Origin of the sequence: Xenorhabdus sp. SGI246 (assembly GCF_040838225.1) — a bacterium.
Taxonomy (GTDB): Bacteria; Pseudomonadota; Gammaproteobacteria; order Enterobacterales; family Enterobacteriaceae; genus Xenorhabdus; species Xenorhabdus indica.
In genome coordinates this window covers 33,427-47,379 of record NZ_JBFPEZ010000104.1, presented here as the reverse complement: position 1 = coordinate 47,379, position 13,953 = coordinate 33,427, and the positions used below count along the sequence as shown (strand labels likewise).

At 41.8% G+C, this 13,953-nt stretch carries 14 protein-coding genes and 1 pseudogene; 9 read left to right on the top strand and 6 right to left on the bottom strand.

What is annotated here, in order from left to right:
* Positions 1–7 precede the first annotated feature (7 nt).
* The 4 genes and pseudogenes from ABLA85_RS17610 to ABLA85_RS17595 all read right to left on the bottom strand — a co-directional run.
* Positions 8–208 (bottom strand): hypothetical protein, encoded by a 201-nt coding sequence (locus ABLA85_RS17610; RefSeq protein WP_367965634.1) that lies wholly within the window; start codon positions 206–208, stop codon positions 8–10.
* Positions 209–226: 18 nt separating this feature from the next.
* On the bottom strand, positions 227–502 hold the full coding sequence (locus tag ABLA85_RS17605) for an AlpA family phage regulatory protein (protein WP_367965633.1): 276 nt from the start codon (positions 500–502) through the stop codon (positions 227–229).
* Positions 502–717 carry a helix-turn-helix transcriptional regulator gene (locus tag ABLA85_RS17600; protein ID WP_367965632.1) on the bottom strand — a complete coding sequence of 72 codons (216 nt, stop codon included), beginning with the start codon at positions 715–717 and terminating at the stop codon, positions 502–504. The genes ABLA85_RS17605 and ABLA85_RS17600 overlap by 1 nt, the downstream gene beginning before the upstream one ends.
* 216 nt (positions 718–933) lie before the next feature.
* Positions 934–1,416 (bottom strand): annotated as a pseudogene (locus tag ABLA85_RS17595) (tRNA-uridine aminocarboxypropyltransferase); the annotation flags it as partial.
* A gap of 134 nt (positions 1,417–1,550) precedes the next feature.
* Here ABLA85_RS17595 and ABLA85_RS17590 point away from each other — a divergent pair.
* From ABLA85_RS17590 to fhuF, 9 genes are all read left to right on the top strand, one after another.
* On the top strand, positions 1,551–2,570 hold the full coding sequence (locus ABLA85_RS17590) for a tRNA/rRNA methyltransferase (RefSeq protein WP_367965631.1): 1,020 nt from the start codon (positions 1,551–1,553) through the stop codon (positions 2,568–2,570).
* Between the two features lie 359 nt (positions 2,571–2,929).
* Entirely contained in the window at positions 2,930–3,259 is a 330-nt protein-coding gene (locus ABLA85_RS17585) for a hypothetical protein (protein ID WP_367965630.1), read from the top strand.
* Between the two features lie 8 nt (positions 3,260–3,267).
* On the top strand, positions 3,268–3,699 hold the full coding sequence (locus ABLA85_RS17580; RefSeq protein WP_367965629.1) for an IucA/IucC family C-terminal-domain containing protein: 432 nt from the start codon (positions 3,268–3,270) through the stop codon (positions 3,697–3,699).
* A 96-nt stretch (positions 3,700–3,795) separates the two neighbouring features.
* Positions 3,796–5,988: a TonB-dependent siderophore receptor gene (locus tag ABLA85_RS17575; protein WP_367965628.1), complete on the top strand. Its 2,193-nt coding sequence runs from the start codon at positions 3,796–3,798 to the stop codon at positions 5,986–5,988.
* A 67-nt stretch (positions 5,989–6,055) separates the two neighbouring features.
* The gene (locus ABLA85_RS17570) at positions 6,056–7,114 is read left to right on the top strand and encodes an iron-siderophore ABC transporter substrate-binding protein (RefSeq protein ID WP_367965627.1); all 1,059 of its coding nucleotides are present in this window, start codon (positions 6,056–6,058) and stop codon (positions 7,112–7,114) included.
* Entirely contained in the window at positions 7,101–8,111 is a 1,011-nt protein-coding gene (locus ABLA85_RS17565) for a FecCD family ABC transporter permease (RefSeq protein ID WP_367965626.1), read from the top strand. The genes ABLA85_RS17570 and ABLA85_RS17565 overlap by 14 nt, the downstream gene beginning before the upstream one ends.
* A 3-nt stretch (positions 8,112–8,114) precedes the next feature.
* Positions 8,115–9,167, top strand: coding sequence for a FecCD family ABC transporter permease (locus ABLA85_RS17560; protein WP_367965625.1), 1,053 nt, complete (start codon positions 8,115–8,117; stop codon positions 9,165–9,167).
* Positions 9,167–9,982, top strand: coding sequence for an ABC transporter ATP-binding protein (locus tag ABLA85_RS17555; RefSeq protein WP_367965624.1), 816 nt, complete (start codon positions 9,167–9,169; stop codon positions 9,980–9,982). The genes ABLA85_RS17560 and ABLA85_RS17555 overlap by 1 nt, the downstream gene beginning before the upstream one ends.
* 1 nt (position 9,983) lies before the next feature.
* Complete coding sequence (fhuF, locus tag ABLA85_RS17550) at positions 9,984–10,751, top strand: siderophore-iron reductase FhuF (protein WP_367965623.1); 768 nt, start codon at positions 9,984–9,986, stop codon at positions 10,749–10,751.
* A 319-nt stretch (positions 10,752–11,070) separates the two neighbouring features.
* Here the strand turns inward: fhuF and emrB are convergent, their stop codons facing one another.
* Both emrB and emrA read right to left on the bottom strand, forming a co-directional pair.
* Positions 11,071–12,612, bottom strand: a complete 1,542-nt coding sequence (emrB, locus tag ABLA85_RS17545) for a multidrug efflux MFS transporter permease subunit EmrB (RefSeq protein ID WP_367965622.1) — start codon at positions 12,610–12,612, stop codon at positions 11,071–11,073.
* A 15-nt stretch (positions 12,613–12,627) separates the two neighbouring features.
* Positions 12,628–13,815 carry a multidrug efflux MFS transporter periplasmic adaptor subunit EmrA gene (gene emrA, locus ABLA85_RS17540; protein WP_367965620.1) on the bottom strand — a complete coding sequence of 396 codons (1,188 nt, stop codon included), beginning with the start codon at positions 13,813–13,815 and terminating at the stop codon, positions 12,628–12,630.
* Positions 13,816–13,953: the final 138 nt, after the last annotated feature.

Here is a 13,953-nt window from a genome sequence, read left to right as displayed (position 1 = left end):
TAACCATTCAATACATGACCCCAGAATTAAGCCAGACCAACCCTTGACCGTTATGATGCAAGCCTAAATCAGTGAGTGTGAAAATACCTTTGTTAATTGATGACCAGTTACCGGAAATAACCGCTTTACGGATAGCTGAAATATCATTCTGGTTATTTTCAGCGTGAGCGGGTCCCTGACCATTCAAGGCCACATTTTTAGATGTCATATTTTTACCCTGTCTTAATTAATTTGATTTTCGGCTATAGGGGTTATTTACGTTCTCTACGGTTGGCGGGTTACGTACCCACCAGAGCATATCACTTAATAACCACGCGTAGGAATTACACACAAAATGACAGCGAGGTGGAAATAAACCTAATGTTTCTAATTTATGGCAGTGACTGCGAGAAATACTAGATATTTTTTCTCGTTCTTTTTCTCTTATTCGTCTTTCAATTTCGCCATAAGCGGAAAGAATATATTTCCGCTGTTCGTCGGTGGGTAATATGAATTTTGGCATTACATCACCTCACTGCGAGATTCAGCAATACGTTGAGCTATCCAGCTATCAACTTCTGATTCAATAAAAGCGACTGAGCGAGTGCCGATTTTGACTTGTTTCGGGAATCGGTTATCTGCAATGGGTTTGTAGATCCACGCTTTACCGTAACCAGTTCTGCGTTGAATTTCGGGTAAGCGAATGAGGTTTTCTTTAGGGGTTGTAATTAATGGCATGTAGCCCTCCTGTTATCGAGTCCTTAAGATGTTGCAATGGACGTTGTTTGATTGCAGGGAGTATTAAACTTTTAAAAACAAGTTAACGCGAGAGACGGTAATTCATTAATTTCTCTGACGATGCTAGACTTCTTGCGAGTAATTTAACTATAAACTTATTGATTTTATTTTTATTAATTTACTTTAATGGAACTTGGTGGATTTCTATTTGGATAATAATAGAGGAATATCATCTAAATATGGGCTTTTGCGAAACATTTTTCTTGCTTCGGGCCAAGTTCCATCCAATATAATAAACAGAGGTGCTTTCTGATTATCCGGCAATTGTTGATACACAGTACGAGGTGGTGTGGCGTAACTTTCCGGAAAGATCAGATAAGGTTGTCGCGTTGGATCACGTAGTATTTCAAGCATGCGTTGATCAGGCTCAGTTCTTGACCAGAGAAAAGCATCAGTATCAGGTAGAACATCTGCAATTAACTTACCTGTATTGCTAGGCTTCATAGGTTCAGTATCAAACATGATGAGGCAAAAGCGGCTGGCCGCTTTTACTGGTGAGATTTTTTTACACAGGCATCTTTTTTGGGGCAATAAACAATAAGTGCAACGCTGAACTCGGCAGCCTCTTGCTTGAAAAGGACGGGTAGAGCGGGCAAGGCGATGTTGGCGAAGCTGATAAACGGCGTTGTTATTTCTCATTTAAGAACTCAAAAATGTTCATGGATAAAACCAGTAAAAAATTGGTGGATATTTTGATGGATTGTCGTTGCCAGAGGTAGCTTCGGGCGCGAACATCGGGTAATCTTCGCGCCATAGCGAAGTTGGAGAAATAAATGAACGATTCCTATAGTGGTAAAAGTGGCAAAGTCAAAGTGATGTATGTCCGTAGTGAGGACAAGAGTGACAGCCGTAATAATAACGATCGTCGTAACGGCAATAATCGTCAGTCTGGCAAAGGACGTGAACAAGGAGGCAGGCGACGTGACAATGAACGCCCTCAGCGTTCAAAAGAACATTCTCCCTGGAGAACGGTTTCCCGTCCAGTAGGGGAAGAATCAAAACCTGATCATGGCGGTATTAGTGGTAGAAGTCAGATTGACCCTGAACAACTTCGCCGTCAACGGTTGGAAGAAACCCGTATTTATGGTGAAAATGCTTGTCAGGCAATGTTCCAAAATCGTCCAGAAGCCATCGTCAGGGCATGGTTTGTCCAGTCAGTAACTCCCCGCTTCCGTGACGCTCTTAAGTGGATGGCGGCAAATCGTAAGGCTTATCATGTGGTCGACGATGAAGAATTGAGCAAAGCATCAGGAACGGAGCATCATGGTGGTGTCTGTTTCCTGATCAAAAAGCGTAATGGTCTGGAGGCAGAAACTTATTTACAGCAAGCCCCAGCGAAAGATTGTGTTCTGGCATTAGAAAGTGTGGGTAACCCGCATAATCTCGGTGCAATTATGCGTAGCTGTGCCCACTTTGGTGTACAGGGTATGATATTGCACGATACAGCGATGCTGGAATCTGGTGCGGCAGTCCGTACTGCTGAGGGAGGAGCTGAGCATATTAAAGGTATTGATGTTAATGATCTTACAATCACGCTGAATCAATTCCGCGATGCAGGCTACACCATCGTGACTACTTCAAGCCATAAAGGAAGTACAAAGCTGACAGAAGTCAAGCTTCCTGAAAAAATAGTCTTGGTATTAGGGCAGGAAAGTGATGGTTTGAGTGATAGTGTCTGGGAGGATGGTGATATCCGTCTTTCGATTGGTGGTACGGGTCGAATAGAAAGCCTGAATGTTTCTGTTGCTACGGGTATTATGCTAGCGGAATGGTGGCGTCAGAATAAAGTCTGATAAATAATTTAATATAGTTTCTTTTGTAAATAAGGCTCTGGTTTTTCAATCAGAGCCTTATTTATAAGGGGAAGTATTATTCTATTTGCAAGCATGATGAGTATTTCACAATTGTATAATTAAAGTAAAAATTAATATTTTATACGTGTAATTATTTCTTTTGTATATCATAATAATTTTTTATTAAATGGCAGAAATTCATTCCTGAAATTTATCTAATTGTCTTAATGCATCTTTTTTCATTGGTTTACTTAAAGTCTTTATATTTTTATGGTTGTTAATAATAATGATTTTAATTATCATTTGGTGAGGTATGTTAGTGTGCTACAGTTAATACCCAAGAGCTGGATAGAAATATTTTGGATTATATAGATGATCACTTCGCTAAAATACTGCGTGAATTGACTCATGAAAAACTGATTTATCCAGTACACCAACAAGGGCAATCTTACTCCATTGAATTTGGTAATTTTGAATACCATTTTCAGGATCAGGATTGTCAACTAGAACATTTAGATATTGATGCCTCATCAATCGAAAAATTCAACCACGGTCAACTACAATCATTGGATGCAATTCAACTGATCATTGATTTGTATCCATTGCTAGGCGTATCAGAAAAGATGCTGCCTATTTATCTCGGTGAGGGGAATGATCGTTATCTGGCTCAGCAATCTATCTTCCAGTGAAAATGTTGATGAAAGATATTGGTGAAGAAATTGCCATTTTGAATGGAGACCTTCAATTATCTGAGGAGATTGATTTTCTACATGTCACTATTCAGGATGATATGAAGATTAACTATATATTCCTTGATGTTTTTGATTGTTTCTTCCGTTATTTAAGTCCGTTATTGCAAAAACATCTTGTATTGCCAGAAATACATTTTTGGGAACTAGTTGCTCAGTGTGTTTATAACTATCAATCACAACACTTGAACCAAATGGAAAAATTCCGCCAATTTGATCTATTTAAACATGATTTTGTACGTACTTGTTTAAATCGACTGCAAATGGCGAATAACCAGCAAATGATTGATCTTGATGATCGAGAAAAAAATCTGAAATTTGCTGGAACATTAGTTAATCCCCTTCATGCATTTCGGGAAAAATATTCCGTCACGATTTAGAGCAAATGCTTTGGAACAAGCGGTTTAAAACAATGAGTGGCGGAAAAATATAAAGTCAGTATAACAATAAATTATTTTGATAACAGGATGAATAGAGTGATAAACCCAATTTTGCAACGAAATCATTTAATCAAGAAAAAAGCCCTTTCTATTTTAATCCCGCTGCTTCTTGCAGGGAATCATTCGGCAATAGCAGAAGAAGCACAAGGAAAAAACGATAAAATTGTCGTGACAGCAGGAACTCCAGAGCATGAAGGGGTAACCGAAGACAGTGGCATGTACAACACGACCTCAATGGTGACATCAACGGGTTTGAATTTGTCTGCGCGAGAAACACCACAAAGTGTCAGTGTAATGACCAAACAGCGGATGGTGGATGAAAATCTGGATAGCGTAAAAAGTGCCATAGATAGTATTACGGGGATGACTGTTCATCAGGCTGACAGCGATCGTTTTACTTTCTCTTCAAGGGGAATGAGTGTCAGAAACATGCTACGCGATGGTGTACCGACTTTCTACGATATTCGTTTTAATTACGGCGATAACCTGATGGACACCATCATGTTTGATCGTCTGGAAGTCGTACGCGGTGCAGCGGGTTTGATGGTCGGGCCGGGTACACCTTCCGCCGCTGTGAATGTAATCCGCAAACGTCCAACCCGCGATTTTCGTGGTGAAATTACACTGGAAGGGGGTTCTTGGGATAAATGGCGTACTGGCCTTGATCTCTCTAGTCCATTAAATGAAGACGCTACAGTCAGAGGGCGTTTTGTCACCGCCTACCAACGTTCCAACTCTTTTATCGATCGCGATAAACATGAAAAATATCCATTCTACGGTATTATTGAAGCCGATCTGACAGACAATACTTTGCTGACCGTTGGTGCTGATTATCAGATTAACCATACCCGTGGTGGGATGTTTGGTGGTTTGCCGATTTATTTTAAAGATGGCAGCAAAACTGATTATAAACGCAGTAGCAGTTATGCACCGGATTGGGCATTTTCTAAGGTTCGTTCATTTTCTACCTTTACCAGTTTACAACACAAATTTGATAATGGCTGGAGTGTGAAAGGGACTTTCACCTATGACAATAATACGCTTGACCAAAAAGTATTATGGGCAAAGGGTGTTCCTGATCGTGTAACTAATGTGGGAATGTATCCGGGTAATATTACATTGATCGATGGAACTCGTCGTCAGCGTAATTTCGATTTGCAGCTAAATGGTAATTATGGGCTGTTGGGACGAACTCATCACGCTAGTTTTGGTTTGAACTACCAGAAGCAGAATTTCCTGAATGATTATTACAATGCCCCATGTATGAAATCTCGTAGTTGTTCAAATTTCCCAATAGGTGATTTTACCCGGCCTTCATGGGGTTATCCTGAGCCAACATGGAGTAAAACTCGTGATACTGGTTCAAATGGCTATATTGAACAAACAGCCGGTTATGCAGTCACTCAGCTTTCATTGGCAGATCCATTAACATTGATCCTCGGTGGACGTATCACCAGTTGGAAGACTCGTGGCGATGATTTTGGAACTCCTCAAAATGCCAGTTATAGTGATGAATTTGTGCCGTATGGTGGCTTGGTTTACAACATCACGTCAGATTTCTCCGTTTATGGTAGTTATACTAAAATCTTCAACCCAGAAGGCCGTATTAATCGCACAGGCGAACTTCTTAAGCCAGTTACTGGTGAAAATTATGAATTGGGATTGAAAGGAGTTGCTCTAGATAATGGTCTTGATTATTCATTAGCGATTTTTGAGATCCGTCAAAATAATTATGCAAAATTGGATAGTACAGCCCCACCACGCCCAGATAACGTCAAAGCTTACTACGCAATCAAAGGCGTAAAAACCCGTGGTTTTGAAGCTGAAGTCAGTGGACAGATTACCGATGACTGGCGTTTATATGCGGGTTACACCCAATTCCGCGCCACTATGCCTGGTGGTCAGCGTGTCAATACAGATAAACCAAATCGTCTGTTCAAATTGTTTACTACTTATACCTTACCTGGAGTAATGAATGATCTGACTCTTGGTGGAGGAGTTGACTGGCAGGATAAAACACGGCTGGAGCTTGGTAAACGTGAAGATGGGCAAGGTAGCTTTACCACGGTTAACCTGATGGGACGTTATCAATTTACGCCGGACCTTTCCCTGACTGTTAACTTGAATAATGTGTTTGATAAAAAATACTACACCTCATTCGGTAGCTACACTCAGTACTACTATGGTGCACCACGTAATGTCGAAGCGACCTTACGTTATAAGTTCTAACTGGATCACGGACGGCGGTGATGTACTTTTATCCATTTAAGCAACAAGCGGTAAAGGATCATAAGCGATGAGGTTGATACAAAGAGTACGAACACATTGCAGAATTTTGGCCGCCGTGTCGTTGATATTGCTGGTCGGTTTATTAGCCGGTTGTGATAAACCGACAACAGCAAACAATATACCGGTGGACACCACCGGTTATTCAAAAGCTGGTTATCCTAAAATTATTACCACTGAACTGGGAACGGCAGTGATTAACCAACCGCCGCAGCGGATTGTCGCATTAGGAACGGGTACTGAAGATATTTTGTTAGATCTCGGCGTTATTCCCGTAGGTATTGAATCACACCGTTGGGGTGGGGATGCAGACGGGTATTTACCCTGGTTCAGAGAGGAGATAGAGCAACGTGGCGCAAAACTGCCTGCCATTATCGAAATGTATCCTGAGCTAGATATTGAGAAAATCATCAAACTGAAACCGGATTTAGTTCTGGCAACACAATCAGGTATTACACAGGAGAATTATGATCATCTGTCCCATTTTGTCCCTGTCATTGCCTACCCTCATAAGCCGTGGCAGACGACACCCCGGCAGCAGATTGAGCTGGTGGCTCGTGTGTTGGATAAAATTCCACAGGGAGAAAAACTCAATGCTGAATTGGATGCCATATTGACTCAGACGGGGAGCACAATCCCTAATATAAAGCATTATTCATTTGCCTATATCAAGGCTGGAACAACAGGTAACACCTTATCCATTTATGTCAAAAATGATCCACGGGTTGATACTTTGGTACACCTAGGCTTGTCATTGCTACCATTGGCGGATTCTTTGACCGCACCTTTTGGTAGTTTTGCATCCAACATTGGTCTGGAGAATGCTGATTTGTTGAATGGAGCGGATATTTTAGTTACCTGGTATACCAGTGAAAAGGAGCGTCAGCAAACGGAAGCACAGCCTCTGTTTCGATCTATTCGTGCCGTCCGTGAGGGAGGATATATCCCGATAACTGACCAATCCCTTGTAATGTCAATGTCTTATGGTTCACCACTGAGTTTGCGTTGGGGATTACCTAAATTTATGCCGTTGTTGAAGCAGGAGATCGCAAAACATGAGAAATACTAAGCGAAGTCTATCTCTCACATTGGGTTTGGTGTTGATGGCATTACTGAGCTGTCTTTGTGTCGCCGCCAGCTTAAGTTTGGGATCGAAACCCTTACCGCTGTCAGCTATCTGGCAACATTATTGGTTAGGGGATCAAGGTAGTTATTATGATTTGGTTATCAACGCCCGTGAACCGCGTACATTCATTGGATTAATGGCTGGAGCCGCATTGGCACTAGCAGGAACGGTTACTCAAGGATTGTTACGCAATCCATTAGGCGATCCCGGTTTGTTGGGTGTAAATGCAGGAGCGGCAACTGCGGTGGTCTTTTTCTCTTTCATTCCAGTGTTGGATCAACTGCCTCGCTTTTGGACTGCATTTATTGGCGCTGGTTTATCAACTTTATTGTTCTACCTGCTTAGCGGGAGCTCCCGCAATACCAATCCTGTACGATTGGTTTTGACAGGAGCAGCTATCAATGCCTGCCTGTTTGCTGTGGTGCAGGGGATGGTTCTGATGAATGCACAAGCGATGGACAGTTATCGTTTTTGGACAGTGGGTTCTTTGAGCATCATGTCATTAAGGGAAGCAAGTTTATTGATCCCTTATCTGCTGGTGGCTATCGTTTTGACGCTTTCACTCAGTGCTTCATTGAATGTGATGGTTTTCGGCGAAGGGATCGCCAGTTCTCTCGGTGCCAATGTAGCCCGTACTCGTATATTGTCATTATTAAGTGCCACCATGCTGGCCGCAGGAGCGACAGCGATGGCGGGGCCGATTGCCTTTATTGGTCTGGCAGCACCACATTTGATGCGGGCCTTAGTAGGCAGTGATTTTCGCTGGTTGTTGCCTTACTGTCTGTTTGCAGGTTCTTGCCTGCTATTGATATCGGATGTTGTAGGACGATTGCTGATAGCGTCAGAGGAGGTCATGGTTGGAATTATTACAGCAGCTCTTGGCGCACCGTTACTTTATCTGGTTGCCAAAAACCGGACACAAAAAATAATGATGGAATAGAGTATGACGCAGATTGATTCGTCAACACCAATCAGGCAGCCACGTGTTAGAACATTCGCATTGGGAAAGGCCATTTTTATCATACCATCATGGCAGACAAGAAAAGTGGTATTTTCGATGTTACTGTTGTTGATAGTGCTTTTTTATCTGACTTTATCATTAGGCAGAGAAGGGATGGATAATCCTTTTTTGACAACGGAAATATCTTATCAAGAATTTATTCTATTACAGATCCGTTTGCCCAGGGCGTTGGTAGCAATTGGAGCGGGAATAGCACTGGCTCTTTCAGGGACGCTTTTTCAGTTGACAACCCGCAATGCACTTGGTAGCCCAGACATCATTGGTATTAATGCCGGAGCGGCAGTAGGTATTATGGCAGCGCTGCTTATCTGGCCCGATGTACTGCCAATTCCTTTAGGAGCCTTATTGGGAGCCGGGCTTGCTGTGTTGTTGGTTTATCTCGGTAATGGCGCAGGTCTGGGAAGAATGCAAACCGGGAAAATAGTGATATCCGGGGTTGCAGTTGCTGCATTTTGTATGGCAATGGTTGACTTTGCTGTCTCAAATATTCGCGTAGAGCAGGCTCAACAAATACGTTCATTACTGAGTGGTAGTCTTGCCAGTAGAGGCTGGCAGGATGTGGCACTTATCAGTGGGTTGGTATTTTTTACTCCCGTATTGTTTTGGTTGGGCAGGCAATTAAATTATACCCATTTTGGTGATGACATCGCTAATACACTGGGTGTACCAGTACGCTTTGTTCAGATTGTCAGCATATTGTTGGCAGTCATTTTTGCCGCCATGTCAGTATTAGTGGTCGGCCCTGTTTCTTTTATTGCCCTTTCTGCACCACAAATTGCACGTCGATTAGTACATGCGAAAGGAGCTGCATTATTTTGCTCTGCTTTGGTTGGAGCTTTGCTGATGCTGTTGTCTGATTTAATTACCCTGATATTACCGACCCCGGCTCGTTTACCTGTTGGTTTAGTGACTGCGGTAATTGGTGGACTCTATTTGATGTATTTACTGTATGCAGAATTAAGGAGAACACGATAATGTCATCGGATGAGAATTCCCCTGTGATGACTTCACGGCTTAAGGCCCTGAATCTTTCACTGGCATACGGTAAAAGAACGATCATTGACGGTATTAATATCGCGATTCACGATAATGAGTTTAGCGTCATTATTGGCCCCAATGGATGTGGGAAGTCAACCTTGTTGCGGGCAATTAGCCGAGGTATGCCGCCGCAACAGGGTGAGGTTCAACTGGATGGCATAAATATCCATCGTTATAAGCCAAAAGCTGTTGCACGTGAGCTGTCATTATTAACGCAAGGGGCAGTGATAACTGAGGCATTGACAATTTATGACCTTGTTTCGCGTGGACGTTACGCTTATCAGACTTTCTTGCGGCAGTGGTCAGAAGAAGATGAACGTGTCGTAAATGAAGCATTGCGGGCAGTAGACTTATGGGATATGTCGCAGAAATTGGTCAGTGAGTTGTCAGGTGGCCAGCGTCAGCGCGCATGGTTTGCTATGACATTGGCACAGCAAACTCCCATTATTCTGTTGGATGAACCGACGACTTATCTGGATATTTCTCATCAAATTGAGATGCTTGATTTGTGTCAGCGTTTACATCAACAAGGGAAAACTCTGGTACTGGTTTTACACGATATCAATTTGGCTCTGCGTTATGCCACACGCTTGATCATGATGAAGAACGGGCAAGTTTATGCGGAAGGAAAGCCAGAAGAAATCATCACAGAACAAAGTATTGCAGATGTATTTGGTCTGGCCTGTTGCATTATTCGTGATCCGGAATCTGATAAGCCGTTAATTATTCCGAGATATAACAGGAGAGTGTAAAATGACAAATAAAAATAATCATAGCTCCAATCAAATGATATCAAAAATAGATGTTAACGATATTGTTAATTTATTCGACAGTGCATTCAGTCACTTTAATTCATCAATGAAAGTAAATGCGGAAAATATCCCATCAGAGAGTATGGGTTTTTATCAATGGTCGAATGAAAAAGAATTCTCAATATTAATGCAACGTTACCAGAACGAATACTATGGGAATAATGAACAAAAACCAAACAATAAAGGTCTTTATTCGTTATGGGCACAATGGTATTTTGGCTTGGTTGTTCCTCCTATTATGCTAATGTTGTTGGAATATCCACAAGCAGTAGATACAGATTACCATCTTTTTCAGGTTGAATTTCATGAAAGTGGCAGGCCTAATATGGTTTATTACCAGTTAAACTGGATGAAAGAACCCATATCCTTGCTGGAACGTTATTATTCTTTATTGGATCGCCATATTATTCCTGTTTGTGAGAAAATTGAATCTTATCGAGGAATTAATGGGCGTTTATTATGGAACAATATTGGTTATGTGATGTATTGGTATTTGAGTAATTTCAGGGAAAGAATGGATGCTGAACAATACGACATATTGGTAAATAACCTTTTCTTTGAACAGAAATTACCGGATGGCAGGGATAATCCATTGTATCGGACAGTTATTCTGAGAAATAATGTGATTCAGCGTCGTTGTTGCTGTCAAAGGAACAAACTACCGGGAGTAGGAAATTGTCATGATTGCCCTCTTGAATCAACGGCATAAATAATATAAGTTGAGTTACTTTCTTTCTTAAAAGAAGGTTATGATTTTTTCTGACTTTGTTAACTTGATTGTTAATAGAGAGCTTGATGTTGTAAAAAGATAATTTTAAACAGTTGTCTATTAAAGTGATTTGAACACCAATCATTTTATTTTATAGCCAATGAATTTCAAGCTACATCGCGGCGGTAAGGGAACGAATTTGCACAGCCAAAGGCTGGCCTCCGGTGAGAAATAGGGGCATCTCATTATCCCCAGGAGTACAGATAATAAAGAACCCGACTGCCATCGGATTCTTTTTAAACAAGAGGATAAAATAGGGTTAGTGTGTTCCTCCACTCCCCTGATTTCCTGCACCAAAAGGTGGTTTTGCCATCCAGACCAGCAATGTCAACGTCAGGAATACGCCTGCAGAAATCCAAAAAATTTCATTAGCTGAAATAATCAATCCCTGATGGGTTATCTCCTTTGCCAGATAAGCTGAAATCTGTTGGTCATTCATACCTAGTTGGGAGAGTTGCTGATAAGTTTGCTGATAATTAGGGTTATACGAATTGATATTCTCCGTAAAGTATGAATGGTGCACGGCCTCACGTTGGGTCCACATTGTGGTTGTGATGGAAGTTCCAATTGAGCCTGATAATATACGGGTAAAGTTTGACAAGCTGGAAGCTGATGCCATGCGCTCTGGCCCTAAACCTGACAAAGTTATGGTTGTTAACGGCATGAAGAAGCAAGCTATAGCGAGTCCCTGTACGAATTGGGGCCATGCCGCAGTAGCGAAATCCATCCCTGATTCAAATGTATATGCCCGCCAATAGAAACAGACAGTATAAGTAACGAAACTGAATGTTACGATCAAACGCATATCGATCTTATGACCATATTTACCAATGATGGGTGAAAGTAGCAGAGGTAACAACCCTATCGGAGCAGCTGCAAAGCCAGCCCATGTTGCGGTATAACCGAACACTTCTTGTAGTAGCTGTGGCAACAGGACAATGCTGCCGAAGTACAGCATGAAGGAGAGACTGATACTGAGTGTACCGATAGTAAAGTTACGCTCTTTGAATAATGATAGATCGATAACAGGGTGTTCATCGGTTAATTCCCATACAATTAAAAACGATAATGAGATAACCGCTACGACTGTCAGAACGATAATTTCAGTGGAATTGAACCAATCCAGCTCTTTACCCTGATCAAGCATGATTTGTAGACAACCGACACCAACGATCAGCAGAATTAATCCTACTATATCAATAGGATGAATTTCGATTTTAGTTTCCCGCCCTCGTAGGATCTGCATTGAGACAAAAATAATACCGATACCAAGAGGTATGTTAATAAAGAAAATCCAGCCCCAATGATAGTTATCACTGATATAACCACCCAGTATCGGGCCACAAATAGGGGCAACCACGATCATAACAGACCAGAGTGCCAATGCCATATTTCGTTTAGCAGGGGGATAGTTATTCAACAAAAGGCTTTGACAAAGTGGAAGGACTGGCCCTGCGACCAGCCCCTGAATGATACGAAATACAATCAACATCTCAAGGCTGTTGGAGATGCCACACAGCCATGAGGAGAAGGTAAAGAGAGCGGTAGACCAAATAAACAGTTTGACCTCTCCAAACCGTTTTGCCAACCAACCGGTAATAGGAATGGAAATGGCGTTTGCAACACCAAAAGAGGTGATGACCCATGTTCCTTGGGAATTTGATGCACCTAAATTTCCTGCAATTGTCGGTATGGCGACGTTAGCAATGGTGGAATCCAAAACCAACATGAAAGTAGCCATTGCGAGGGAAATGGTCAGTAACGCCAGCTTCGCGCCTGTAAGTGGTTCTCGTGTCACCATGACTTCCCCTTATGGCTAATTATTTGAGTTACTATTAATGATGTCAGTAACTATTTGATTTGCAGGAGACATGTCTATCATTAAGGCATTCGTGTGATAGGCGGGTTTGATACGTTCAGTGGTTGGCAAAGTCATTCCATTGGTATCTGCCGTATCGACAATCACTTTTGTTGACAGGCCAATACGCAGAGGATGTTGCTTCAGTTGTTCTGGTTCAAGTTCAATGCGAACAGGCAAACGTTGAACAACTTTGATCCAGTTTCCACTGGCATTTTGAGCTGGCAGAAGAGAAAAAGCACTACCGGTTCCCATATCAAGACCAACAACCTTACCTTTATAGACGATATCACCACCGTAAAAATCGCTGGTAATTTTTGCCGGTTGCCCGATCTTCATATTGGAAAGTTGGGTTTCTTTAAAATTGGCGTCAATCCACATATTAGTGGCTGGTACGATAGCCATTAAAGGTGTACCCATATTGATGCGAGAGCCTATTTGTACATTACGACGAGAAACATATCCATCTACAGGACTGACAATTTTTGTTCTTTGTAAGTTTAACCAGGCATCACGAACCCCGGAAGCCGCTTTTTCTACAGCAGGTTGTTTTTCCAACGGTGTGTTTAAAATGATAGCTTGATTACTATTGTACTGTTCGATGGCCACATCCAGATCAGCCTGGGCAAGTGCAACACTTTCATAGGAATGTTGTAGTTCTTCCTGACCAATAGCATCTTGTCTGCCAAGTATTTTCCTTCGGTTGAAATCATTCTGCACTTTTCTAAGAGTAATCTTTTTCTGTTCAATGATCGCTTGGTACTTCTTGCTATCAACCATCTGTTGGTGAGTTTTCCGCACGGCGGTAGCCAGTTCATTTTCCGCTTTTGTCAGAGTGAGTTCAGCATCTCTCGGATCAAGCTGTATCAGAACATTACCACTTTTTACAAAGTCGGTATTATCAAAATAGATAGTGGTGACACTACCCGCGACTTGAGACATGACTTGTATTTGATTGCCTGCGACATAAGCGTTATCTGTTTCTTGCTGATGGCGCGAAAAGGTGAACCAGTAAACAGCGTAGATCATACCGAGGATTGAAAATAATAATGTAAGAAAAATCATTATATTGCGACGTTGATGCTTTTTATTCTTTTGCTGACGACTTAAAGTCGGTGACAAAGGACTTTCCTCACTAAGGCTCATAGTGAATCTCCGTATATTTTTTGTTCGTATTGTTGCATGGTATCCACATCATAAAGACCACTCATTTCCAGTAGCGTGGGTTACACTACTGGAAAAGATGGCTATATGGGATTGATTATTATCTGAGGATAATAGTTA

Coding starts and splice junctions, on each gene's coding strand:
- ABLA85_RS17565 (WP_367965626.1), top strand. CDS start 7,101: ATGAGAAATACTAAGCGAAGTCTATCTCTCACATTGGGTTTGGTGTTG.
- ABLA85_RS17570 (WP_367965627.1), top strand. CDS start 6,056: ATGAGGTTGATACAAAGAGTACGAACACATTGCAGAATTTTGGCCGCC.
- ABLA85_RS17605 (WP_367965633.1), bottom strand. CDS start 502: ATGCCAAAATTCATATTACCCACCGACGAACAGCGGAAATATATTCTT.
- ABLA85_RS17560 (WP_367965625.1), top strand. CDS start 8,115: ATGACGCAGATTGATTCGTCAACACCAATCAGGCAGCCACGTGTTAGA.
- emrB (WP_367965622.1), bottom strand. CDS start 12,612: ATGGTGACACGAGAACCACTTACAGGCGCGAAGCTGGCGTTACTGACC.
- ABLA85_RS17580 (WP_367965629.1), top strand. CDS start 3,268: ATGAAAGATATTGGTGAAGAAATTGCCATTTTGAATGGAGACCTTCAA.
- fhuF (WP_367965623.1), top strand. CDS start 9,984: ATGACAAATAAAAATAATCATAGCTCCAATCAAATGATATCAAAAATA.
- ABLA85_RS17590 (WP_367965631.1), top strand. CDS start 1,551: ATGAACGATTCCTATAGTGGTAAAAGTGGCAAAGTCAAAGTGATGTAT.
- ABLA85_RS17610 (WP_367965634.1), bottom strand. CDS start 208: ATGACATCTAAAAATGTGGCCTTGAATGGTCAGGGACCCGCTCACGCT.
- ABLA85_RS17600 (WP_367965632.1), bottom strand. CDS start 717: ATGCCATTAATTACAACCCCTAAAGAAAACCTCATTCGCTTACCCGAA.
- emrA (WP_367965620.1), bottom strand. CDS start 13,815: ATGAGCCTTAGTGAGGAAAGTCCTTTGTCACCGACTTTAAGTCGTCAG.
- ABLA85_RS17555 (WP_367965624.1), top strand. CDS start 9,167: ATGTCATCGGATGAGAATTCCCCTGTGATGACTTCACGGCTTAAGGCC.